Genomic DNA, 24,842 nt, shown 5'->3' on the forward strand with positions numbered 1-24,842 from the left:
TCAAGATGATGAAATCAATGTGGATCGCGGTAGTGGCGACCGGACTGTTGGGATTCGCCAACAGTCAGCCTCGCCAGATCGAATTTGTGCCCGGCCAAATCGTGTTGACGGCAAAGCCCGGCGTTCTGTTGACCACGGTGCGCCAAATTGCGTCCACGGTCGGCGCCGAGGCCAAACCGATTCTGTGCCAGGATACCTATCTGCTGACTCTGCCTGCGGGCGGGAGCGATGCGGCCGCTATGAGACAGCGGACGCTGACCGCCGTCGAGAGCCTAAGGGCGCATCAGCAGGTCTGGCTAGTACGGCCCAATTACCTCGATCGTCCTCTTGATACCGTCCCCAACGATCCGCGATACCCCGATCAGTGGGCCCTGCCCATGATCAATGCGCCCCAAGCATGGGACATAGAACTGGGCGACGCGGCCGTCAAGGTTGGCGTCATCGATACCAACTTTCGGTCTACCCATCCCGACATGGTGGGCCGATACGACACCACCCTCAGCCGCAACTTCGTGGCCGAGCCGCCCGACAATAACATCGATCCGGGCGGCGGCGGATCATCGCACGGTACCGGCGTCGCAAGCGTCATCGTGGCCAATGCGAACAACGGGATCGGGATGGCGGGCTTATGCTGGGAAAACGTCCAAGTCGTCGCCATGAAGACGAACAACAACGACGGCGGGCTGCCCTTCTCCAACATTTTACAGGCATACCAGCACGTCAACGACAACGTCGCCGTCATCGACGCCGTTAACATGAGCTACGGCGGCTTTCGACCGCCCGACCAGCAAGAGGAAGGCTTCTTCCAAAACTGGATTCAGAACGGCTGTGTGCCGGTCGCCGCAGCAGGCAACGACAACACCGACTCTCGAAGCTTCCAACCCGCAGGCTCAGATCGAGTCATCACAGTCGCGGCAGTAGGCCCGACGATGAACAAAGCAAGCTATTCGAACTACGGAAAGATCGACCTGGCTGCCCCTGGCGGAGATATGCAAAACGCGCTCAATCAGGGCGTATTGGTGGCCACCCCGCAAGGCGACTACGAGTTCACCCAAGGCACCTCGTTCGCATCGCCCTATGTGGCGGCTGCAGTGGGCCTGCTACGATCCGCCGGGGTGCCTCGCACGGTTCGAAGAGCGCCTAACGGACGCGACTTCCCCGAAGCCGCCGTCGTCCTTATGGAGACGGCTAATAGCCTTGGTCGGCGAGTGCCCGACCCTGAATTTGGCAGCGGACTGATCGACATGTTCGCTGGCATCAAAGGCGCTGGCGCGTTCTGCGTCATAGACGCCCCGATCAACGGCAGAACGTTCGACACTCTTCGAAATCGGGTTACTATGCACTTTGGCGGCACGGCCCCCGATCTTATCACCATTACGCTGAACGGCAACAACCTGCCAACCTCCGAGTGGCAGCCGTTGTTGGTGCCCGATCAACAGGATCCAGGCAGATTCGACCTGTCGTACGTCAAGCAGTTCAGTACCGGACGGCAAGAATTGAGCGCGCGAGTAGTCAGCACGGTCGATCCGACGGTTACGGCCAGTGCGTCGACGGTATTCTTCGTTTCGCCTCACAAAGTGATCGCCGGCCTCGACATCTTCGCCACGCCTTACGGCGTTCCGGCAGCGCCCGAAGAGACGCTTGGCGTCGATTTTGCCATGGCGCGCTGGATTACTGATCCGCAGCATCCCAATGGCGGCTTCTACGCCCGCTACTTCGGCGATGGAGAGAAGGACGCCCGAGCAAGCTTTGCGCCTCCGGGCACCGATGTTCGGCCAGACGGCGAAACCATACCAACGCCGCCGAGAGGCCTTGGCTATTTCCTTAGCCTCAACAACGACATCGTCATCCAAGCTATGGACCCGATCGAACTGACGCAGGCTTATCGAATACCCCTGACGCCGGGCTGGAACATGATCGGCAATCCGTTCCCGTTCGACGTCGATTGGAACGGCTGCGAAGTGGAAATCATCGGCGACGGCGCCATACCGCAACGGCTGTCGCTGATCCAAGCCGCCGACCAAGGCTACGTCCGGCTACAAATCTATCGCTACCTGCCATTCGAAGGCGATTACACCTGGAAAACTGCGCCTTTAGGCGAGATGCTTCGCTGGTCCGGACACTGGGTCCGCGCGCTCAAAGCCTGTACGCTCGTCGTGCCGCCTTTGGCATCGCGCTCTCGGTCGGTCGCAGGACGCGCCGCCCCAAGCCTCTCCGAAGGCTGGGCAATGCGATTGACCGCATCGACGGCCGACCGATCCAGCGCAAACGTGTTCATCGGCGCATCAAGGCAAGCGAACGACTCGATCGGCAGAGAAGACGTGGAGAAACCGCCCGTGTGGCGAAGCTACTTGAGAGTAGCCGTGCGATCCGAAGATTCGCGCGACTGGCTGGCGCAAGACATCCGTAAGATGGATAGCCGTCGCAAGACTTGGATCGTCGAAGTCAGTTGCGATCAGCCAGACGCGGACGTCTCGATGAACTGGAGCCAAGAACTGGCGCTGCCCAACGGCGCGCGTCTCGTTATCGAAGACATGTTGACAGGCCGCAAAGTCAGCATGACCCAAGAGAGCGGCTATCGCTTCCGAATGAACGGCCAAACCTCTCGGACGTTTAAGGTTACGGCCGAAAGCATGGTTCGCTCAAGAGTGATGATCAGCGATCTGTCCGTCGCCCCGTCTCGAGCAAGAGGGTCGTACGATGTTCGATATAACCTTACCGGGTCGGCCTTGGTCAACGTCCAAGTAACCACCGTATCGGGCCAAGCCGTGGCGCGTCTAAACTCTGGATCGCGCTCGGCCGGATCGAACTCGGTTACATGGAACGGTCGAAACGAGGCAGGCATCGCGCTTCCATCGGGCGCCTATCTGGTTAACGTAACCGCAGTAACAGAAGAAGGCGAGACGGTGAGACGAGTAGCGCCGGTTGTGATTTCGCGATAATGAGGATTAGGTTAGAGGAGGAGTTGCAATGAAGTATCGTTATTTTGCGTTGGTTGGTTTGGCTAGCTTGGCTCTGGGGGCCATTGGGCAAAGCATCTACAACCCGAACGCGGGCGGAAGCCTTTGTTCGTGCCCAGACCTGCAGCCGGGCGATACCGGCGTCAGCGACGACTATGGCGCGAACGGGGTTACCAACGGCTTCATCACGGCCCTTTTGGCGTCGAGCGGGTCCGTGCAGTGGGCTACAGGCTGCTTCCCCATCGCGGGCGGAAACTGCGTTACGCTGCAGGCGCCTGGCGCGATCGCCATCGGTACGGGAGCCCAAGGCTCTGCTCTGTTGGGCGCCGCCGACCGAAACTATGCAATGACCTCTACCTATCCTTGGCCCACTCGGCCGGGCGGTATCTTTATCACCCTTCAGCATCAGGTTGTGGGCGAAGACGCCGTAACGACGGAGATCTGGGGCGACGAAGGCGCCGACTTCCAGCGCGTTTACAACGGCGCGAGCGGCCCCTACGTGCGCGAACAGTGGTACAAAGGCAACTTGATCACCGACATGCGCATGGAGATCATCCAAAACGTCGTGCGGTTCCGATTGCAGATCCGCAACGGAAGCGCAACGGACAGCATCGATCTTGGAGCGCGCTTCGCGTCCGACGTCGAAGCGGGAGAAGAATCTCGACCTCAATTCTTGTACACGGGCCAAGGCCGACCGATACGAGTCGATACCAACATCGTCGGCGCAAACGTGCCCCAAACGGTCGAATTCTACAACACTCGATCCGACCTGGTCGCAGCATCCCGCTACATACTAGCGCCCCAAGCCGGATTTGAAGATGCGACTCGGGCAGACCGAATCGTCCTCGGAAAGTGGTTCTTCGTCATGGGCACTTCCAACTGGGAACCCGTGCTCTTCGAGGACAACCTCATCAACGATCCGGCGCTGCTGATCTTCCACAACCCGCGCCGAATCGGCCCCGGACAACAGATCGAGTTTGTCTGGTACGTCTCGATGGTCCCCGCAACCGTTAACACCGGTCGACCGGTGGCCTTGGGCACCGAGGCAGAGCCGGTGCTCGACTTTGATCCGGCAGGAACCAACGGATTGCGAAACAACCCGACCACCATCTATGCTCACGTCTCTAACCAATACTTTGACATTGGCCAAGAGCTTGAACTAAAGGACGTAAGCGTCGACATCTCCCTCCCGCCCGGTTTGGCGTTAGAGCCTGGAGAACTCAGAACAAAGACGATACCCCTATTGAGAGCCGATCAAACAGTCTCTGTGTCGTGGCGCGTCAGAGCCTCAGGCCAGGTTACAGGCCCGCTCACCTACAGAGTCTCTGTCTCTGCGCCCCCCGCACCATCAAAATCTGTATCCCGTACTATGGTGATTGCGGGCACAAACAGAAAACGGTACGAACCCGGATTCCAGATGATCTCGTTCCCGTTCAATCTACAAGACAACCTGGCACAAGTTCTTGGGCTGAGCACAGAACAGTTCTCGGCGCGTACTTGGGTGCCCGAACGGAATCGCTACGAGGCCATAACCAGCATCGTTCCAGGTCATGGCATGTGGCTCTTCATGCCCGATACGGCGTTCGATACAACGCTGTCCAGCATCCAGCAGGTGCAGGGCACATTCAACGACACCTATACCATTCGCCTGACCAAAGGCTGGAACCAGATCGGCAATCCTTGGGTCTATAGTCTGCCCTGGGGACAGTTAGTCATGGTGGCCGGAGAAGACCCGACAAGAACGCTAACCCTCGCCGAGGCCGTCAACCGCGGGATCATTCGCGGCGTCCTCTACTACTGGGACGAGTTCTCGCGCGAGTACAAGTTCTCGTCAGACCTGACCGCCTTGCTGAATCCGCACCGGGGATATTGGATCAAACTCAACTCGAACATCGATCTCAGCTTTCCGCCCATCTTCATCCCTGGCTCTGGCCAATCCGGCACGCCGAGATCGGCCTTGCCAGAACCGATGACCAAGAACAACTGGAAACTGCAAGTTGTGGCCAACATGGGCGACCTGATCGATTCGCAAAACTTTATCGGCATCTCGCCAAACGCGCAATCGGGTGTCGATTCGCTCGATGTCGAAGAGCCGCCGGCAGGCTTCAACGACCTCAACCTTTCGCTCATGCCCTCGCTAGAATCGGGGCAGGGCTACATGCAAGACCTGCGGTCGGCCAGCGACGCGCGCTGGGAGTACGACTTTGTGGTGCGCGCGACGCCGGGCGAAGAAGTAGCGCTGACTTGGCCGAATGCGCGAACGATCGGCAAGGATTACAACATCCGCCTGATCGATCAGCAAACAGGTCGCGCAATCAGCATGGGCAACGTAGCCGAGCATCGGTTCAGAGCGAGCGGAACGGATTGGTTCAAGGTGTCGATCGACCGTCGCTCGAAGGGCACGGCAGTCATCACAGCGATGAATGTGAGCCCAGCCGGTCGAGGCGTTAACAGCGTGGCGATCAACTACTCGCTGTCCGCCGACGCCAATGCCGAGGTGCGAATAACGAGCACTAACGGTAAGGCTATCGCAACCTTGGATAGAGGCCGATCGGCAACCCGGGGCGTCAACACCATCAATTGGAACCTAAGAGATGGCGGCGGCAGGGCCGTTCCATCGGGCGCCTACATGGTCGAGGTGATTGCCACCACCGAAGGCGGCGAGCGAGCTCGTGCCGTCAGGCCGATCGTCGTAACGCGATAGTCGTCGGATAGAATGGTAAATTGCGAGCCGCGAAAGGCGTCAAAACCTTTCGCGGCATCGCGCATAATAGGAGTCTGAGGAGGGTAACCTTGAGATACGGAAGTCTGATCCTAATCCTGATCGGCCTGCTGACGGCGAGCGCTTTCGGCCAGAACAGAAGCTTGGCAATCTTGCCCCTAAATTTGGGCAGCGGCGTGTCAAGCCCCGAAAAGTTCAATGCCTCCACCGAGGCTACGGGCGCCCTGTACAGCGCTTTGCAAAAGGCGTCGGGCGTCATGGTCTACCGTGCGAGGGCCAATCATCCGTCCCTTAGCCGCGCCGTTGCAGAAGGTCGGCTTCGACGCGAAAGGCTCGACCCGCCCTACACAGGCAGAGAGGTGGACGGAACATGGGTCGGCGTCCGCTTGGGGAGAGAACTCAGCGCAGACTACGTTATCGTCGGTACCGTCGAGGAGTTCTCTTCGGCCGATGGCGGCAAGTCGGCCCGAGTTACCCTCAACATCGATCTGCTCGAAGTCAAGACCAATCGATTGGTGCTTTCGTCGGCCGAGTCGGGCGTTGGCCGAATCAGCGACGATCAGCCCGTCGGCAATCAAGCATATATCAGCGCGCTCAACGATGCGGCGTCAAAAATCAAAGCAGGCGTGCTCGAGGCCGTCGGCGTTACCGAACAATCGCCGGAAGCACAAAAGCGCAACAAACGCCAAGGCGAACTGGGCGTAGCCGCGCTGTTTGGCGTGTCGTTCCTAATCGGATTGCGCTTGCTCACGCAGCGATAGTCTAACGGCCACTGTGGGAAGTCTCAAGGCCCTCCATCTGCTCGGCTGGTGGGCCTTGATGCTGTTTGTGGCCGGCATGCCGGCATTCGGTCAGGCTGGATCGGTGCGGCTGACCGCCTATCCCGAAGCTGCCGTCGCAGACGGTCGCAGCATCATCCTACTGACGGCGGAGTGCTACCGAAGGGATGGGAAACCCGTTCCCGATGGTACCACCGTCTTCTTCAATGCAACGCTCGGACAGTTCCGAGAGCAGATCGTCAAGACCGAGGGCGGTGCGGCAAGAGCGACTCTGATCGCAGGCTCGGTACCTGGCGTTTCAAAAATAACGGCGACTGTCGAAGGCGGCGTCGGCACGGGAGAGATCCAAGTACTCTTCGTCGGCGATCAGAAGGAACTGCTGAACATTTCCGAGTTCGTAGAAGTCGCGGGCAGCGAATATCTGGGCTACGCCGTCGAAACGAACATCATGGCCGCCTCGGGCGTGCGGGGCGGCGCCTCGGTAAGGTACCGGTTCTGCACGATAGTCGCAGACGACCTGCAGGTCGACTGCTCGACATTGGTCGTGGTCGCTCGAAACGCGATCGTCTCATACGGCTCGACAAGCTTCGAGTACGTGCAAGCGCAAATCAATATCCGCAGCGGGGAAGGAGTTGCGATGGCGCGCCGCGAGGGCGAGCTAGTCGCCATGCAGTTCAAGCGTGGCGAGGAAACCTCGATAGATCGCCCTGTTTCGCCCAGCACGTTCCAATTTGCCGATCTCTCGGCCAGTCAACTGGTCATTGTGGCGTCAAGCGCTTGGTTCTATCCCGGCGAACGTATTCAGTTTCGCAGAGCCAACTTCTACGTAGAGGGCGAACGCGCTTTCACGCTCCCGCTCTATTCTCATGCAGTCTTCGGGTCGGCCGCTTCTCTCAGCGACAATCTGTTTGGAATACGCGACGGCAAATTCTATGTCGATGTGCCCTACTACTATACGCTAACCCCAGAGACCGAAGGCGCGCTGAAACTTAGAACGCAACGCAGATATGGCCGGGGCATTGGCGCATCCTCGGGGCTCTTCATGGACCTAGAGCACGCCTATCGCGGCAAGAATCGCAGCAGCGGACAGTTCACCACGGCGGGATTGCTTCGGTCGGATTGGGGCGCCAACTGGAGGCACTACCAACCGATCGGAACCGACTCCCAACTCTACCTCTACCTCGATTCGCCGTCCCACACCGGCCTCTTTGGGTCGGTCAATTGGAACAAGCAGTGGACCGCGCTCTCGACGGGCCTCAGTCTGTCTGGCGGACGTCAGTGGAGCGGGTCGCGCTCTAGCTCTCAGCGCGCCGAGATATACATCGCCACCATGCCTCGCCCCGTGGCCGATCTGCCGCTTCGCTTCTCTATGTCGATCAATGCCGGCACAAGCGTAACGCAGACGACCGGAGCGCCGCGCATCCGACGCGACGGCATTGGCGTAAGAAGCCGCCTCCAATCCATCCCGTGGCGAATAGGCAACGGCGGCAGCCTCTCGTCGGCCCTTTCCTTTGGCCGCTACTTTGGCAATACGGGCATCCAATCTTGGGAAACTCTTTTCACCGCCACCTATTCGGGCTACTTGGGAGGTTTAGGCACAATCATGCTCGGTTACGACTTTAGCCAAGACCCGCTGAGCAGCACCGTATTGGGCAAGCATCGATTGACGGCTAACCTCTACTCAAACTATTCAGGGCGCATCTACATGAGCGGCTACTTGGCGCGGGGTTTAGACGTGCCGGCCACTACGCTCATAGGCGATGCAAGCTACCGATTGGCCGACCTCTGGCGCATAGGCGTCGGCATTACTTGGACGGAATATTCAAACTCCAGATTCAACGACTACTACTTGACTCTTGGGTATCGAATCGGTCTAAGAGAACTGGCGCTATCCTGGTCGAGGGCTACGCAGCGGCTCAGCATCGACATTTTGGCCGCTTCGTTCTAAAGGAGGAGCAATGCATGATACAAGTAGGAAATGTCCGATTGACCGCCCAATGGCGACGTTTTGGCGGGGACGAAGGAGTCGACCTGCAAATCCATGTCCAGCAGAACGGAACGTGGCGCGAGGCGATCCGATTCGATTGCTTCTTGCGCCATCCGCACTACCATCTCGACCCGTATGGCCATGAGAGAATACTGGACATCGCCGACCCCGATCCTTTAGGCTGGAGCCTAAAGCAGATCGAAACCCAATTGCCAGAATTGCTGGCCAAAGCCGGATATGCGAACGTTGAAATCGAACAAGACGAGTTGACAGCCGCGTTCCCCAAAATCGTCGAAATGGCAGAGGCTGCAAACCGGTGAGGCTTGGATTCGTCGGCGACCTGATGCTCGTTGGATCGCTCTCTCGGCGGCTCGCTAAGGGTTGGGACCCGTTCGAGAAATGCGCTAAACTGCTCAAAACCTTCGATTCCGCGATCGGCAACTTAGAAGGCCCCCTCACATCCGCCCACTCTCCGACAAAGCTAAAGTCTGCGGAGGATGTCAAAGCTAAGAAGCAGTACATCTTGAGAGGACCTCCAATTGGCCTTAGAAGGTTGGCCGAAGCGAACATCTATACGCTCACCCTCGGCAACAATCACTCAATGGACCATGGCTGGGAAGGTCTCAACGACTCCCTGGCGACGATGCAACGACTCAATCTGCGCTGGTCGGGAGCGGGCCAGACGATCTCAAAGGCTCGGCAGGGAACAGTTATCGATGGCGAAGTCGCGATCCTTTCGTATCTGGCCTATCGATCTTGGCCCGCCATTCAAGCCTGCGGCCCAGCCAGCGATAGCAAACCCGGAATCGCCTATATGCCGCCGCTTACGCCAAAGGGAGTTAACCCAAAGGCATTGCAATGGCTGAAGGAAGACATTGAGAGCGCAGGCACGGAGCGCGTCATCGTCGCCTTTCATTGGGGCGACGAAGGCGCCACAAAGCCGCACCCCTATCAAACGCAACTGGCCAAAGCCGCAATAGATCGGGGCGCCGCGGCTGTGATCGGCCACCATCCCCATGTGCTTCAGCCGACAGAGCGTTATAAAGGCCGACCGATCGCCTATAGCCTGGGCAACTTCGTCGCCGCAAGGTGTCAGGGCGCGCTTGGCGATACAGCGATTCTGGCTCTAGAATTTCAGGACAATGGCGCTATAAGGGCGCTTTGGCATCCCGTTCGTATCGTCGCAGGGATGCCGGAACCCCGAGGCAAGGCAGTCGTAATATAGGGAGACGCGGGAGGCAGCGATGCAGTTAGAAGATTTAGAGAAGGACTTGCTAAAGATCGGTTCCGTCGTGCCCAATTCCGATGTGCAGATTGTCGGCGGCCGACGAACCAAGGTGTTGGATCTCATCAGGCCGAGCCGTATCAGCATCGTCAATTTCTGGTTCTTAGGCTGCGGCGGATGCATGGAAGAACTGCCAGAACTGCAGAAGATCTATGCAAAGGTCGGTGCCAAATCGCTTGGCATCCTCCCGATCAACCGAGGCGACAAGGCCGCCGACATCCAAACCTACTGGCGAAAGCAAAAGTACTCGTTTGCCGCCATCATGGCCGAAAACAAAGTCCATGACGCATATCAAGCATACGCCTATCCGACCAACTACATCGTCGATGCAAAAGGCAAAATACTTTCGCGCATGATCGGGTACGACCACAAACGACTGGTCGATGCGCTGAAGAAGGCGGGCCTAAGGTTGTAAATCGGTCGCTCCTTCATGTAGAATCGAATACTCTCATGGAGGAGGTCGAACCAATGCCCTCAAGGCTCAACCCAAGCGCCGCAAAGCCGCCCGTTGCCGCTAAAAAGCCGCACACGACCCAGATTCACGGCGAAACGCTCATCGACGACTACTTTTGGCTTCGCGACAAGAAGAACCCTGCCGTAGCCGCCTACCTTCAGGCCGAGAACAAATATGCGCAGTCGGTCATGGCGCCGTTGGCCGATCTCAAGAAAACGCTGTACGCCGAGATGGTGGGCCGAATGAAAGAGACCGACGTGTCCGCCCCCAACCCGCGCGATGGATGGCTCTACTACTACCGTACAAAGAAAGGCAAACAGTTCCGGATCTACTGCCGAAAGCGCCCGAACGGTAAAGAAGAAACGCTGCTCGACCTGAACGAGTTGATCAAGGGGCACAAATACATATCGCTGGGCGTGTTCGAACCCAGCGACGACGGCAATATACTGATGTACTCGCTCGACTTTACCGGATTTCGTGAATATTCGCTCTATTTCAAGGACTTGACAACGGGGCGAGATCTGGTCGATCGTGTCCCCAAGGTAACTACGGCTTTCTGGGCGCCAGATAACAAGACCTTCTTTTACGCAACCGAGGACAAGGCTAAGCGAAGCTACCGCGTCTATCGGCGAAAATTGGGTGCCAAGTCCGGCACATTGATCAAAGAAGAACCGGACCAACTCTACTGGCTTTACCCCTATCGATCCTCCGATCGCAAAGCCCTAATGCTGCTCTCGGTCAGTTCGGAAACCACGGAGACCAGCGTTGTGCCCATGGCCGACCCGACCAGCAAGCCGCGATTGCTGCTAAAGAGAGAAGAAGGCGTCGAAGATCACTTCGACCGGCACGACGATGCTTGGATCGTGCGCTCGAATCGCGATGCGAAAAACTTCAAGATCGCCTCCGCGCCGATCGATGATCCAAGCCCTGCAAAGTGGACGATTCTGCTAGAGCACGATCCGGCCATCAAGCGCGAAGAGACGACGATATTCAAGAATCACATGGTCGTGTCGGAGTGGCAAGACGGTCTGCCGCATCTGAGGGTTTTCGACTTCGCCACAGGTCAATCGACTCGCATTCCGCCCGCCGAGCCGATCTACGCTCTCAATGCCGGTACGAACGACGACTATGACACGGACACCTTCAGGTTCACATACGACTCTTTTACAACCCCGCAGACGCACATCGACTACAACCTGAAGACGGGCGCCCAAAAGATCGTGAAACAGGTCGAGGTCAAAGGCTTCGTGCCTTCCAAGTATGTCGCTAAGCGGCTGTTGGCGACAGCGTCGGATGGAACGAAGGTGCCCATCGGCCTTGTGCATCGAAAGGACATCAAGCCCAACCGCAAGACGCCGACGCTGCTGTATGGCTACGGAAGCTACGGCGCCTCAATGGACTTTGGCTTTTCGTCCAATGTTATCAGCCTGCTCGATCGGGGATTCGTGTTCGCTGTAGCACAAATTCGAGGCGGCGGCGAGATGGGCGAGCAGTGGCACGATCAGGGCAAGATGATGCAGAAGATGAACACATTCACCGACTTCGTCGCCTGCGCCGAAAAACTGTTCGAAGAGAAAATCGCGTCGCCCGATCATTTGGGCATTCAGGGCGGTAGCGCAGGCGGCCTCTTGATCGGCGCGGTCGTCAACCTAAGGCCCAACCTGTCCCGAGCCGCCGTGCTCGAGGTGCCTTTCGTGGATGTGATCAACACGATGCTGGACGAGACATTGCCCTTGACCGTGGGCGAGTTTCTGGAATGGGGGAACCCGAAGATTAAGGAGCAGTACGACTACATCAAGCAGTACTGCCCTTATACCAATATCCAAGCGCGAAAGTACGCCGATCTGATGGTTCGCACCAGCTTTAACGACAGCCAAGTGATGTATTGGGAGCCGGCAAAATATGTGGCCAAGATGCGTGCGATGCGCAAGGACGACGGCATCGTCCTACTGATAACCAACATGGACGCTGGGCACGGCGGTTCGGCCGGTCGATACGACTATCTAAAGGAGCGCGCCGAAGTCTATGCGTTCCTAATTGCGACCTTGGCCGAGTGAAGGATCAAAGCAGCCCGCGCCGAACCTAAAGCCATGGTTCGAGTTGGGATCGTAGGCGTAGGAAACATGGGCAAAGTGCACGCCCGAGCCTATTCCAAGATGCCGGACGTGCAACTGGTCGGCGGTTTTGACAGCCACTCCGAACGGCTCGCAGCCTTCTCGCAAGAGTTCGGCGCAGAAGCCAGTCCCAGTATGGATTCGCTCTTAGCTTCGGTAGACGTTGTCGATGTCTGCGTGCCGACCCACCGTCATGCCGAGTACGCTCTCCGCGCGATCGAAGCGGGAAAGGCCGTCGTTTGCGAAAAGCCGATGGCCCGAACTGTCGCCGAATGCGAAACGATCTGCGAGGCCGCGGCTCGTAAAGGAACGACCTTTATGCCCGCACAGGTGCTGCGCTTTTTCCCGGAGTTCAAAAAAGCCCAAGAGATGGTCGCCTCTGGCTCGGTTGGCAACGTCGCAACGGTGAGAACTCGAAGAGGCGGAGACTTTCCTCGCGCTGCCGCCGATTGGTACGCCGATTTCGATAAGAGCGGTGGCGCGATGTTGGACCTGATCATCCACGACTTCGATTGGATACGGTGGACGTTCGGCCCGATTCAAAGGGTCTTTGCCCGCGCGATCACCTTTGACGGATACGACCATCTGGACTACGCGCTGGTCATGATGAAAACCAAGTCGGGCGCGATCGTGCATACAGAGGGCATCTGGTGCGAGCCGACCGGCTTTCGCGTTGCATTTGAGATCTGCGGAGACCGCGGAATGCTAGAGTACGACAGCGGCAAGTCGGCGCCCTTGATCACGGCGGTTAGAGAGGAGGCCGGGTCGATAGCGGGCGTGTCGATTCCGGAAAGCCCGTCGAACACCGATCCCTATTTCGACGAGCTTCGCCACTTCATTGACTGCGTTCAATCAGGCGCCTCGCCAGACGTATCGGCGCAGGATGGCTTGGAAGCAGTCAGGATTTCGTTGGCAGCTATCGAATCGGTCAAAACGGGCAGGGCGGTGTATCTATGAGCGTGCGAATTGGTCTAATGGGCGTCGCGCATCTACACGCTGCCAGCTACGCTTCTAGCGTAACGCGCCATCCTGGCGCAGAGTTGGTCGGCGTGTCGGATCACGACCCCGACCTTGCTGCGGAGACGGCGGCTCGCTTTAGAACGCAGGCTCTTTCGCACGAAAACCTGCTGACGGACGCGGACGCGGTCATCATCGCTTCAGAAAACATCCGGCACCGGGAGCTTGCCCTTATGGCTGCGAGCGCAGGCAAGCACGTCCTTTGCGAGAAGCCGTTGGCTACCACGATCGAGGACGGCCAAGCCATGATCAATGCGTGCGAAGAGGCAGGCGTCCGTCTCTTCACCGCGTTCCCCTGTCGATTCTCGCCCGTAATGCAGAAAATGCGCGCATCGACCGGCAAACTCGGCAAACTTTTCGCCATGATGGGGACTAATCGAGGCATCAATCCTCTCGGGTGGTTTGTAGACAAGTCGCTTTCGGGCGGCGGCGCGATGATGGACCATACGGTGCATGTGGCCGACCTCATTCGTTGGACTTTGGGCGCAGAGGCCGTAGAAGTATACGCAGAAACGAATAACAACATGCGCAACGGCATAACGGACGACTGCGCCATGCTTTCGATCAAGTTCTCGAATGGCGCGTTCGCTACAATTGACGCCAGCTGGTCGCGGCCGCAAACTTTTACCACTTGGGGCGACGTAACCCTGAAGGCGATTGGGGATCAAGGCGTCTCGTCAATGGACATGTTTGCGCAACGAATCTTATACTTTGACGACGGTACGGGCCGAGTCCGCGAACGATTCTGGGGAGACGACGTGGATTACGCCATGATCCATGAATTTGTCGGCGCGATCCAGGGCAATCCAGCGCCGACTTTGGCGACTGGAAAGGACGGGCTGAAAGCTGCAGAAATGGCGATAACCGGCTATCGCTCTGCTGAGATCGGCCAGCCGGTCAGGATCGACTAGTGCGCTGGGTTACAGGCTTCGTCGTGGCGGCCACGGTCGCCTTTGGGCAGCCCATCGAGATCAAAGAAGTCTGGGTAGGAACGAGCCAAGGCCGAGGCGGTCGGCAGGCTCTTACTTTCGATCAAGTTCAGACCCAGATGGCGCGCGGCGTCTGGACTTTGCCGTCTGACTGGAAGCAAGTTCAAGGCGATGGAACCTTTACGGACAACGCGCTGCGAAACGGATATGCCTATGCCGTCGTAACGAGCGATCGCGCCCGAGCCGTGATTCTCGAGGCCCAGCATCACAACATGGTCTATGTGAACGGCGAGCCGCGCATGGGCGATCCATACGGATGGGGTTTTGTTAAACTCCCGATCAAACTCCGCGTCGGCCAAAATCACCTGCTTTTCGCTTGTGCGCGCGGAAGGCTCCAAGCGCGGTTTACAGAACCTCTCGGCGATGTCTATCTGCTTGGGGACGATCTGACATTTCCAGACATCGTCTCGGGCGAACGCCATGCTCTCAGCGGCGCGATCGTCGCCATCAATGCAACCGACCGGGCTGTCAAGGGAATAGAACTGATCGCTTCGGGCAGGGGCTTCCGGCGAACGGTCAGTAGAGCAACCGAACTTCAGCCGTTGTCGATCAGAAAACTACAGTTCAATTTCGCCTCATCATCGAACGAACTGGGCGAGCGGATTCTGAAGATCGAATTGGCAGTCAATCGCAAGATCGTTTCGACCCAAGAAGTCAAAGTGCGATGCGTAAATAGGACGGACAATCATCGCCGCACATTCATCAGCGATATCGACGAATCTGTGCAATATTACGCGGCTAATCCTATACAAAACGATCCGGGCGATTACCGGCCGCCTGCGCTCGTCTTGTCGCTCCATGGCGCTGGCGTCGAAGCGTTGGGGCAGGCGAATGCCTACTCCTCCAAGTCCTGGGCGACGCTCATAGCGCCGACCAATCGCCGGCCATACGGATTCGATTGGGAGGATTGGGGCCGCCTCGATGCGATCGAAGCGCTGGAACATGCAGAGCGCCTCTATCGCACAGACCCGAAAAGGGTCTATCTGACCGGCCACAGCATGGGCGGGCACGGAACCTGGCATCTGGGCGTTACTTTTCCGGACCGCTTTGCGGCGATCGCTCCATGTGCAGGATGGATCAGTTTCTTCTCCTACGGCGGAGCGCGTCGGCCGGACGAACTCACACCGTTCGACCGTGCGGCATCGGCCAGCGACACGATGGCGTTACTGCACAATCTTAGACCGAGGGGCGTTTACATCTTGCACGGCGGCGCCGATTCTACTGTCCCGCCGCGAGAGGCGCGACAGATGTTCGAAGCGCTCAAGGCTTTTCATACCGATGTTGCCTACCACGAAGAAGAAGGCCAAGGTCATTGGTACGACACCGATCCAGAGCCGGGCGCCAACTGCGTCGATTGGGCGCCGATATTCGAGCTCTTTGCCAGGCGAACAATTCCAGACGACCGAAGCGTGCTGGAGATCGACTTTCGGACAGCAGCGCCTTCCGTTTCTTCGCGAATGCACTGGCTAACGATTGAGAGCCAAGTGAAGCCGTTTGAGACGACGCGCGTTGCCATCAAGGCCTCGCCGCATCTGCGGTCGATAGAAGGCACGACCGAGAACGCGCATGTCGTCAGTTTCGCTTTAGACGCCCTTATCAGAGGCCCGAGCGTTACGATCAGCCTTGACGGACAGAAGCTGGAAAACGTGTCATGGCCAAGCGACAATCGCCTCTACCTCGAAAAGACCGACCAGTGGCGGGTCGTGTCGCGTCCTCCGCCCGAAAAGAAGAACCCATCGCGATCCGGCCCGTTCAAGGATGCGTTTCGCAATCGAGCCGTACTGGTCTATGGCACGATGGGAACATTAGAGGAGAACGCCTGGTCGTTTGCTAAGGCCCGATACGACGCAGAGCAGTTCTATGTGCGCGGCAATGGCTCGTTCGATTTAGTCGCCGACAGAGACTTCCGTCCTACTGAATACAAGGATCGGAATGTGATCATCTACGGAAATCGAACCACTAACTCTGTCTATACGGCTATGGTCGGCGGCAAAGCGCCGAGCTATGAAGACTTGCCAAACGCTTCGGCGCTCTTCATACGGCCGAGAGCCGATTCTAATACGGCCTTGATCGCGGTCATTGGCGGCGCAAGCCTGCAAGGGATGAAAGCGACCGACCGCTTGCCTTACTTTGTATCGGGCACGGGATACCCGGACTATGCGATCTTGCGTCTGGGCGACGAAGGCTGGGAAACGCTCAAGGCAGGCTTCTACAACAACGATTGGAAACTCGATTAGAAAATCGAGGTGCCCAGGAGCCTGGCTCTGGGCACCTTGATGACAAAACGACGGAGAACCTAAACTTAGCCGCGCTCAGCCAACCATCGAGGTATGCGCGAGCCGACCGACTGCACCTGGCGCAAGCCGCGCTCGTATGCCTTGTCAGCCAGATACTCGGGCTCCAAATGACGCTGCTGAAAACGCTTGTAAACCAACATCGCGGTAACCGCTCCGGCGACGATCGCGCCGCCAAACAACCACTTCGCTAATGAGCCGCGACTCTCACAGTTCAAATCGACTTTCACCATCTTCACCCGTTTCCTTCGCTCTGAATATTCTTTTGACAAAGGTGATGAGTTCTTGCGGGTTGAAAGGCTTGGTCAGGTACATATCGACCCCTTCCTGCCACCCTCTGAACACATCCTGATCCTGTGCCTTTGCCGTCAACATGATCACGGGCAGTTCGCGCGTCTCCGGTTCCTTCCGAAGGGTGCGCAACACCTCGAAACCATCCATGTACGGCATCATCACGTCGAGCACGACCAGGTCCGGATTCTCGGCTGCCACCTTCTCCAGAGCCTCTTTGCCGTCGTGCGCAGTAACCACGTTGTAGCCCTGCCTCTCCAGATTAACCTGAATCAGCCGAACTATGTGGCGCTCGTCGTCAACAACCAGTACCTTACGGGACATTCAATCTCCTCCGTCGTTTTCTCGCCTATTGTACCCAACGACGGCCTCAGGAGGGCAGTTCTAACCGCCTACCTTAGATTGTCGGCGAGTTCAAAATTGTTCCTCAGCGCCTATTTTCTTTGACAATCTCATTTTCGCTCAAACGCGCAACTTTTATCGATTCAAGGCCGCCCTTCGACCAACTGTACGAGACAATGAGCTCGCCGCCGCTCGTTTCGATGATCGAAGGATACGAAAACGAGCCGCTTTCGTCTTGCTCAATGGCCGTTTTCCATCGCCAAGTCTTGCCCTCGTCGTCCGACAGCCACAACGATAACCGCTGCCGTCCCTCTTCTGTATCGTTGTGGACCAGCGCCCATCGACCCGAATGCAGCCGAATCCACTCAAGCCCCGACCCAGGGTTGGGAATCTCGCTGTCCCTAACGGGCGACCAGGTCTCGCCTCCATCGCTCGATTCGCTGATCATGGCCCGTTGCGGCGGCGGACCATTGTCTCGCATAATCGCGACCAGCGTTCCGTCTTTGCGCTCGATAACGCTGGGCTGGACGCCGCCGCGACTGATCAGAGGATCGGATGGGCTCCAACTCTTACCCTCGTCGTCGCTCAAGAGCATGATCGAGAAGTCAAATCCGTCCGAATAGAGAGGCAATATCCAACGACCCTTGGAAGCAACCGTCGGTCGAGCGCGCGTCATCCAGCCGAGACGCTGGTTCAGCTTGATCGAAGCCTTCCTGCGCCGTTCTTTGTAATAATCCAGTTCGGTTTGCGCTTTCTTCTCTTCGATATCGCAATCTGCGTCCACTCGGCTCTGAAAATCCGACTTCGGGATCGCGTGCAATACGTCTCCGCCGTCCCAAACAGGTCGGCCAGACTCATCGAACTTCGAGGCTGTGCGATACTTGAGCAGCGACGATTCCCACTCGTTGTCCTGAACCGTGATCCACCACAGCCATAGACGGCCGTCCGGAGCAACCATCATACAGGGGTTGCAGTCGGGCATTCCGGGCGTGTCGACAAGAACAAACCGTTCGCTCCAGTCGTCCGATCCCTTGCGCAGGACGGCGCCTTCGATTCTCACGTCGTCGGCCTTTCGCTCTCCCGAACCGCTGTACCAGCAAGCGAACAGGTCGCCGCTCTTCAGTTCGACGATGCAAGAGCCGTGATTATGCTTCTTTTCGGGTGGAAATACAAACGGGCCATCGATCATTGTCAGACAGAGGCTGGCCAGAAAGAGCATATCAACGGAATCCGCGCGGCCTGCCCCCGCCGCCAAACCCTCCGCCGCCGAGCGGCGATGACTGACCCTGCCGTTGACTAGTCGCCTGCACCGGCTGGTTGACGCCCGTTACAACGACTTCGCCTTCAGATACGCCTTCCGTAATCTCGGTCGAATCGTTGCCGCTGATGCCTGTCTTGACCGTCTTGCGCTCGGGTTTGCCGTTGACTAACACTTCTACGTACTTGCCCTCGTTCGAGTTCTTTATGGCCTCGTTGGGCGCCTTGATCACATCGTCTTTGCGCTTGATAATGAACTCGCAACTGGCGTTCATGCCGGGCTTCAGTCGCGCATCGCTGTTGATCACTTCCACTCGAACGTAGACGACCGTAACGTTTTGTTCGACGATCGCTTGTGGCTCGATGCGAGTTACCTTTCCTTCGAAAATCTCATCCGGATAGGCATCGACCGTAACGTCTACGATCTGCTCCTCTTCGACCGCGGCAATATCGGCCTCGTCTACCGAAACGTTGACGAACATGCGAGAAGTGTCCGCGATCTGTACGATGCTGGTGCCTTGCGCAAAGACCGAGGTGCCGGGAGGAATGATCGTGCCTTCCTCTACAAACTTCTTGATGACGACGCCGGAACGCGGCGCCGTTATGGTCGTACTGTCCAACTGAACCTTGGCATTGTAAACGCCTGCCTCCGAGCGAGCCACCTGAGCCTTGGCCGATGTGATGTCGGCGGCGCGAATCTGAATCTGCCGCAAGTTGGCCTTTGCTTGGCGCAGGGTCGCTTCGGCTTGGGTCAGCGCCGCTTGCGACTCTTTCAAGGACTGCTCGGTCAGTTGAATCTGTATCTGGTTCGCCTTAGCAGAATCCAAGCCCGACTCGGCTTCTTTCAGCCTCACTTTGGCGTTGGACGACTGCACGCGAAGGTCGTCCTCGATCGTCTTTAGCCGTTGCTCTGCGGTCAGGTAGGCGCTTCGAGCCGACTCGAACTGCGCTTCGGCGTTGTCCACCGCTTGCTGAGAGACGTAGCCCTTTTTCAGCAGCTCCTGCGCGCGATCGTAGTTGCGCTGAGACGTTTCGTATTGAGTTCTGGCCGAATCGAACGTTGTTTGAGCGCTCTTTCGCGATTGGGGGATCGTTACTTTTTCGAGTTGCTCGACGTTGTACCTTGCTGTTTGTACGGCGGCCTCGGCTTGCTGCAATTGAGCTTCGGAGAGTTTGGGTTGCACTTTGTTCCTTTCTTCGGCTTGTCGCAAACGGGCTCGGGCCGCTTCCAATCCGGCTTCGGCCTGCTTAACAGCGATCTCGCTCTGTTCCTTCTGAATCTCTAAGTTTTCCTTGGCTTGCAAAACTCGTGCATGAGACGCATCAAGGTCCGCTCGAGCCTGGTTGTAGCTCGATTCGGTGTCAGAGGGATCGATCTTGGCGATCAATTGCCCAACTTCGACCTCCGACCCCACATCGACCAAGAGGCTGTCGATGCGACCGCCCGCCTTTGATTTAACGTCTACGATCAGATCGGCCTGCAGTACGCCTGTGGCCGAAATCGAACTGACGACCGATCCGCGTTCGACCTCCGCCGTGCGATAAGAAACTTCGTTGGTCTCCTTGGCGCGCACCTTGGCGATCCACCAATAGCCGCCGAATCCGGCAAAGAGGACAATGGCGAGAAGAACGTATCGATTTGGCTTCATTGTTTTTCCTCGGGCAGGTCTGCCCCAATCGCGAGCCGAAGTTGCAGCTCGGCGACGTAAAAATCATAGACGGCTTGGATAAAACTCGTCTCTGCCGTTACCAGCGAGACTTGCGCAGTCAACACTTCGATCACCGTGCCCGCTCCCTCTGCCAACGAATCGCGAGCGGCCTCATAGTTCTTTTGAGCCGCGGCGACCGCCTTTTTGCTCGCCTCGGCGCGCCGCTCGCTCTCCGTGTAGTTTAACAGAGTTTGTTCGACCTCTGCTTGAGCGTCGCGCTCCGATTGCTCGTATCGATACCTGGCTGCGTCGTAAGACGCCTGCGCTTCTCGATGGTTGGCACGGGTCAGGCCGGCGTCAAACAGAGGATAACTTGCAACAACGCTAATTTGGCCCGTATCGGAACGATTCGGATCGATGCGGCTGACGCCCGATGCGACCACCTGAAGGCTGGGCAACAGGCGCAACTTGGCCGATTGCAACCCTAAGCGCTGAAGCTGAAGAGACAGCGCCTCTTGCCGGATGTCCGGCCGGTCCCTCAGCGCCACTTGCCAAAGCTGCTCCAAAGAAGGCTTATCGGCAACGGGCTGAATCTCGGGAGTCGGCTCCAATTCGGGCAACGGTTTTCTCAAGTCCCAACCGATCAGCCTCTTCAACTCGGTAGTCGAGGTCTCGAAGCTGTTTTGGGCGCTGATCAGCTGGACTTGGCTGTTCGCCAGATCGGCTTCAGCTTGCAGCACGTCTTTTTGAGGCGCGGTGCCGATGGCCGGATCCGCTTGAAACTTGGCCAAGTCGTACAACCGTTGAGATCGCTCGACCGAGGCCTGCGCAACCCTCAGCAATTCCTTGCGACGGGTAACGTCGTAGTAGGCGCGAATAGTGAGGAAGATCAGTTGCTTGGTGGCGAAGCGTTGAGCTTCAATGCTCGAACTAAGCGACGTTCTCGCCTGCTGATAGCTCAGGTTTCTCTGACCCGTGTCAAGCGCAAGCCAATCGGCCGATACGTCGAAAACGCGAGAATCGCCCGAAGTCGTCTGACCGTTTGCGCGGGTGGCAAAGGTCTGATATCGATAGTTGGGCGAGACCGTTGGAAAGTACTGCGACTTTGCGCCATCGGTTCTTGCGCGCGCGGCTTCTGTGTTCAACCGCGAGGCGATCAGATCGCCGTTATGTTCCAGCGCCAGCCTAACCGCTTGGTTCAATGTGAGTTGTTCCTGACTGATTATTTGCCCTGCCAACAGCGCTAGGGCGATGGTCGCAATCCAGCGATAGCTCATGCTCCTCCTCGATCTTCCGTGAAAAAAGGGCGCGCAATCCGCTAAATCAGCCATTTTGCGTGCCAATTGAACTACGAGATGCCCAGCCCTCGGTTCCAATGCTCAGCCTATCCGAACGCCGTTGATGGTCAGCCGAAACTGGCATCCAAGCAGTTCGGCAGCGTTGCGGCACATCACCATTCGAGAGAGAAAGATCTCGAAGTAGTGCATCACAGTCGCCACGCTAGTGTCGATGGTCAAGGTCAGGTTTATACACTCCTCTTTGGGCAGGCATCGGAGCTGGGCGCGGCGCACAGCGCTGTTGACCCGATCGTGAATGTCGTATGCCTCCGGATCGGGATTGCGAACGCGACTGTAGTGCACATCCGACTTGTCGGCCAAAATGACGGCTGCAGAGGCATAGCTGACCGGCGTGCCGCTCACTTCCTCGTGATTGCCGATCGCGCCCAAAATCAAAGCAATCTCTTCCGCATCCATGCCCATCTCCGTCAAAATGCGAAAGGCCATCAGAGCGCCGCTCTGACCATGCCCGTGCCGGTTGACCACATTGCCCATGTCGTGCATAAAGCCTGCAATGGCAGCCAGTTCGCTCTCGCGGGGAGAGTAGTCGAGCTTCAAGCAGATCATCCGTGCGACGTTGGCCACAATCCCGGCATGGCGCAGCCCGTGCTCCGTATAGCCCATCCGGTCTAGAAAGCGGTTCGCGCTCTCTATGTAGGCCCGAACATCGGGGTTATGGCGAACATCCGCGAGCGAAATGGTCGACATCTCGCGTAGAGTTTACTCAACCGCGATGCCTGGCGAGATCAGCCTTGAGGTTCTGAGTCGGTCGCTCGGAGAGAGGCCGAGACGTCGCCATGAACCGTGGAGAGCCTCAAGGAGCCTGTGCCGTTGCCGCAGATAGCCGTGAATCGCTGACGCTGTCGGTCGGCTTCGCGCACGGGCAGGCCGCATTCCAAATCGCCCATCACCGTCGTCAGGCTGACCTGGCAATCGCCGCCGTCGGGCATCTGAAAAGCCACATCGCCCGAAACCGAACTCCCGACTAGCGAACCGTGCAACGATTCGCTCAAGTCGATCGATACGTCTCCGCTGATCGTCTCGACGGTAACGTCCTGGCTGGCTGCCTTGTCTAAATCGATGTCGCCCTTGGCCGAACGCGCCGTCAAACGTTGAGCGCGAACCAACTTGACCGAGATGTCGCCGTTCTGCGAATCGAGCGCCGCCTCGCTTCCTTCAAAGTCGTTCATCGAGATGTCGCCATGGGCGGTGTTCAAAGCCAACGAACCGCGCGCGCCTTCGACCTGGATGTCGCCGCTGCCGGCGTTGACTCTGGTCGAAGCCCCAGTCTTGACGATCTTGACATCGCCTTTGCCGGTCTTCGCTTCAACGCTCACGCCGGTCGGAACCTCGATCTTTAGGTCGATCGTGGCCGAGGTGTGCGGATCGGAGCTCGGCGGCCGGATCACGACCGCCTCCTCAGATTGTTCGACCATGAGAGTCCAGCCCTGGGCCATTTCTTGCGCGATTTTGTCTGTCGGCGCGCGCAAGGTCGCCTCAGCTTCGACCCGTCCCCCGTCGAAACCGCCCGTGATTTCCACGTCGCCAGCAGGAATCTCAACCCTCATGGTCTGGCCAGGCGAAACTTGGAAAGAGATCTCGCGCTTGGCCGAGGCATGCGGTCCCCACCGAAAGCCCTTTGGCCAATCGCCCTTTTCAATCTCGTCCAATGCTCGCTTGACTTCTTGCGAAACTCGTTGCGTATGGCCCTTGATGGTCTCTTGAAGACCTTGCCAATCGATCCCCTTGAACGCTTCGCCGAGCGACTTGCTCACGCGGTCGAACACGTTCTCGTCGCCTTCTTCAGCCTTGGGCCCATCGGCAGTCGCCTGTTCGGTCGTGCGCTCCTCGGCCGCTTCGCCTTGAAAGGCGCTTTCCGGATACTCGAGCGCCTCCAGCAAACTGGCCGCTTCTTCTGGGCGCAATCGCCCTTGTTCGACCAATCGAAGGATCCTGATCTTTTCCTCTCTCATTGTTCGGTGCTTCTCCTATCGAGCGCCTTGCAGTTCCTGGCGAGCCTCGTCTGCGGTAATCTCGCCGGCTTCCAGCCTTTCTAAAACTCTTCGCTGCTTCTCGGCAATCTCTTCTCGGCGGTCGGGAGCGCCCCCATAGCCGAGAGCATTGAGCAGGGCATCGAGCCTCGACCGGACAGTAGGATAACTGATGCCCAATTCGCGCTCCATGCTGCTGAGCACGCCTCGGCAGCGTAGAAAGGTCTCGAGAAACTTCATCTGGTCTGCGTCTAAGCCGCTGATCGGACTTTGGCTAAAGACACCGTGAATCTCGCTGCCGCAAGAAGAGCAGGCGACCACCTTCACATGAGTGGCGCCGCCGCAGACCGGGCATTGATTAGGCGCTTGGCGTTCCATCTTCACCTCAACATTGAGAGTTTAGCACATCCAAATGAAGATTGTCAACCCCTGGGCCAAAAATCTTTAGGATTGCTAATGTCTACTGAGGATTCTTGCGAGCCTCTTCGGTTACGATGACCACGTTGAGCTTCTTTAGAAAGCCGGTCTTTGCCTCTTCGGCCAGGATCATCGCGGCATCGGCGCTAGAGATGATGACTTCGGTGCTGGCCGCGTCTCGGCGCTGCGCGCCGATAGCCTTGACGACGAGAGGGTTGGCGCCCGATCTCGAGTGTTTGATGCCGTCCTCGAGGGTTACGGTGTAAACTGCCATCCCGTACTCGATCACTCGGTCAGGATCGATATTGCCAGAACCATAGATGACCGCTTTGTCCGGCGTCATGACTTTGGGCAGCATGCTTGGGGATATCTTGAGCCCGCTGGCGTCGACGACTAGGCCGGTGTAGTTGCCTTGGATTTCTATTCTTTCCGGCGCAGGCACATCAGGGTCGCGCAGGTCGATTCGCGGCTCGTTGGCAGCCCGGACAATGGTCGAGAGCGAGCCGGAGGGAAAGATCAGCGCCATTAGACCCTTAGCCCCATAGAGCGGGACGGAAACTTCGACTTCGACCGCAGGATGCCCTTTTAGAACGATCTCGCGCTCGCCGATGATGAGAGCTGTCCTCAGGGCGGCCAGCAGCTTTGTCCTGACCTCTGGGTTCTTAAGAGTCAACTGTTCGCTGGTGAATTTGGCGTCGACCTGAATCTGATCGACGAGAGCGATCAGATTGACTCTGGCATCCACCAGGGCGTAATTCTTCGCGTCCGCATACGCCTTTGCTCGATTGGTTTCGGCGTCAGAAATGTAGCCGACGCCCTTTGCTCTGGCTATCCCGGCAGTCCAATTGACGATAGCGAATTGCGCCTGTTTAGACAGGCTCGCGAGCGGCTGCGAGAAGCCTGCAGCGATTATCAAGGCAAGCGATATTGAAAGTCCAAGTTTCATCTGAGTCTTTT

General features: G+C 57.7%; 20 protein-coding genes. 11 read left to right on the top strand and 9 right to left on the bottom strand.

Annotation, left to right across the window (positions count from 1 at the left end; genetic code table 11):
- Window positions 1-5 precede the first annotated feature (5 nt).
- The 11 genes from HUU60_05410 to HUU60_05460 all read left to right on the top strand — a co-directional run bounded on the left by HUU60_05410 (window position 6) and on the right by HUU60_05460 (window position 16,544).
- On the top strand, window positions 6-2,942 hold the full coding sequence (locus HUU60_05410; protein NUL82148.1) for a S8 family serine peptidase: 2,937 nt from the start codon (window positions 6-8) through the stop codon (window positions 2,940-2,942).
- 28 nt (window positions 2,943-2,970) lie between these two features.
- Window positions 2,971-5,664, top strand: coding sequence for a hypothetical protein (locus tag HUU60_05415; GenBank protein NUL82149.1), 2,694 nt, complete (start codon window positions 2,971-2,973; stop codon window positions 5,662-5,664).
- An 89-nt stretch (window positions 5,665-5,753) separates the two neighbouring features.
- Entirely contained in the window at window positions 5,754-6,443 is a 690-nt protein-coding gene (locus tag HUU60_05420; protein NUL82150.1) for a hypothetical protein, read from the top strand.
- A 13-nt stretch (window positions 6,444-6,456) separates the two neighbouring features.
- A complete protein-coding gene (locus tag HUU60_05425; protein NUL82151.1) occupies window positions 6,457-8,409 on the top strand; it encodes a hypothetical protein in 1,953 nt (650 codons plus the stop codon).
- 14 nt (window positions 8,410-8,423) lie between these two features.
- Window positions 8,424-8,768: a hypothetical protein gene (locus HUU60_05430; protein NUL82152.1), complete on the top strand. Its 345-nt coding sequence runs from the start codon at window positions 8,424-8,426 to the stop codon at window positions 8,766-8,768.
- The gene (locus HUU60_05435) at window positions 8,765-9,673 is read left to right on the top strand and encodes a CapA family protein (protein ID NUL82153.1); all 909 of its coding nucleotides are present in this window, start codon (window positions 8,765-8,767) and stop codon (window positions 9,671-9,673) included. The genes HUU60_05430 and HUU60_05435 overlap by 4 nt, the downstream gene beginning before the upstream one ends.
- Window positions 9,674-9,692: 19 nt before the next feature.
- On the top strand, window positions 9,693-10,148 hold the full coding sequence (locus HUU60_05440) for a TlpA family protein disulfide reductase (protein NUL82154.1): 456 nt from the start codon (window positions 9,693-9,695) through the stop codon (window positions 10,146-10,148).
- 35 nt (window positions 10,149-10,183) lie between these two features.
- Window positions 10,184-12,244 carry a S9 family peptidase gene (locus tag HUU60_05445; protein ID NUL82155.1) on the top strand — a complete coding sequence of 687 codons (2,061 nt, stop codon included), beginning with the start codon at window positions 10,184-10,186 and terminating at the stop codon, window positions 12,242-12,244.
- 66 nt (window positions 12,245-12,310) lie between these two features.
- Entirely contained in the window at window positions 12,311-13,258 is a 948-nt protein-coding gene (locus HUU60_05450) for a Gfo/Idh/MocA family oxidoreductase (GenBank protein ID NUL82156.1), read from the top strand.
- Window positions 13,255-14,229, top strand: a complete 975-nt coding sequence (locus tag HUU60_05455) for a Gfo/Idh/MocA family oxidoreductase (GenBank protein NUL82157.1) — start codon at window positions 13,255-13,257, stop codon at window positions 14,227-14,229. The genes HUU60_05450 and HUU60_05455 overlap by 4 nt, the downstream gene beginning before the upstream one ends.
- The gene (locus tag HUU60_05460) at window positions 14,229-16,544 is read left to right on the top strand and encodes a prolyl oligopeptidase family serine peptidase (protein NUL82158.1); all 2,316 of its coding nucleotides are present in this window, start codon (window positions 14,229-14,231) and stop codon (window positions 16,542-16,544) included. The genes HUU60_05455 and HUU60_05460 overlap by 1 nt, the downstream gene beginning before the upstream one ends.
- A gap of 65 nt (window positions 16,545-16,609) precedes the next feature.
- On the opposite strand, the gene HUU60_05465 is transcribed toward HUU60_05460, so the two are convergent.
- The 9 genes from HUU60_05465 to HUU60_05505 all read right to left on the bottom strand — a co-directional run bounded on the left by HUU60_05465 (window position 16,610) and on the right by HUU60_05505 (window position 24,831).
- Window positions 16,610-16,834, bottom strand: coding sequence for a hypothetical protein (locus HUU60_05465; protein ID NUL82159.1), 225 nt, complete (start codon window positions 16,832-16,834; stop codon window positions 16,610-16,612).
- Complete coding sequence (locus HUU60_05470; GenBank protein NUL82160.1) at window positions 16,809-17,216, bottom strand: response regulator; 408 nt, start codon at window positions 17,214-17,216, stop codon at window positions 16,809-16,811. The genes HUU60_05465 and HUU60_05470 overlap by 26 nt, the downstream gene beginning before the upstream one ends.
- A gap of 103 nt (window positions 17,217-17,319) precedes the next feature.
- Window positions 17,320-18,453 carry an exo-alpha-sialidase gene (locus HUU60_05475; protein NUL82161.1) on the bottom strand — a complete coding sequence of 378 codons (1,134 nt, stop codon included), beginning with the start codon at window positions 18,451-18,453 and terminating at the stop codon, window positions 17,320-17,322.
- 1 nt (window position 18,454) lies between these two features.
- Window positions 18,455-20,140 carry an efflux RND transporter periplasmic adaptor subunit gene (locus HUU60_05480; GenBank protein NUL82162.1) on the bottom strand — a complete coding sequence of 562 codons (1,686 nt, stop codon included), beginning with the start codon at window positions 20,138-20,140 and terminating at the stop codon, window positions 18,455-18,457.
- A complete protein-coding gene (locus HUU60_05485) occupies window positions 20,137-21,417 on the bottom strand; it encodes a TolC family protein (GenBank protein ID NUL82163.1) in 1,281 nt (426 codons plus the stop codon). The genes HUU60_05480 and HUU60_05485 overlap by 4 nt, the downstream gene beginning before the upstream one ends.
- Window positions 21,418-21,519: 102 nt before the next feature.
- Window positions 21,520-22,185, bottom strand: coding sequence for an HD domain-containing protein (locus tag HUU60_05490; GenBank protein NUL82164.1), 666 nt, complete (start codon window positions 22,183-22,185; stop codon window positions 21,520-21,522).
- Between the two features lie 38 nt (window positions 22,186-22,223).
- Window positions 22,224-23,450, bottom strand: coding sequence for a DUF4097 family beta strand repeat protein (locus tag HUU60_05495; protein ID NUL82165.1), 1,227 nt, complete (start codon window positions 23,448-23,450; stop codon window positions 22,224-22,226).
- Window positions 23,451-23,465: 15 nt separating this feature from the next.
- Window positions 23,466-23,846 (bottom strand): DUF2089 domain-containing protein, encoded by a 381-nt coding sequence (locus HUU60_05500; GenBank protein ID NUL82166.1) that lies wholly within the window; start codon window positions 23,844-23,846, stop codon window positions 23,466-23,468.
- 82 nt (window positions 23,847-23,928) lie between these two features.
- Window positions 23,929-24,831 carry a hypothetical protein gene (locus tag HUU60_05505; protein NUL82167.1) on the bottom strand — a complete coding sequence of 301 codons (903 nt, stop codon included), beginning with the start codon at window positions 24,829-24,831 and terminating at the stop codon, window positions 23,929-23,931.
- Between the last annotated feature and the right edge of the window lie 11 nt (window positions 24,832-24,842).

This window comes from Armatimonadota bacterium (genome assembly GCA_013359125.1).
GTDB lineage: Bacteria > Armatimonadota > Fimbriimonadia > Fimbriimonadales > GBS-DC > JABWCR01.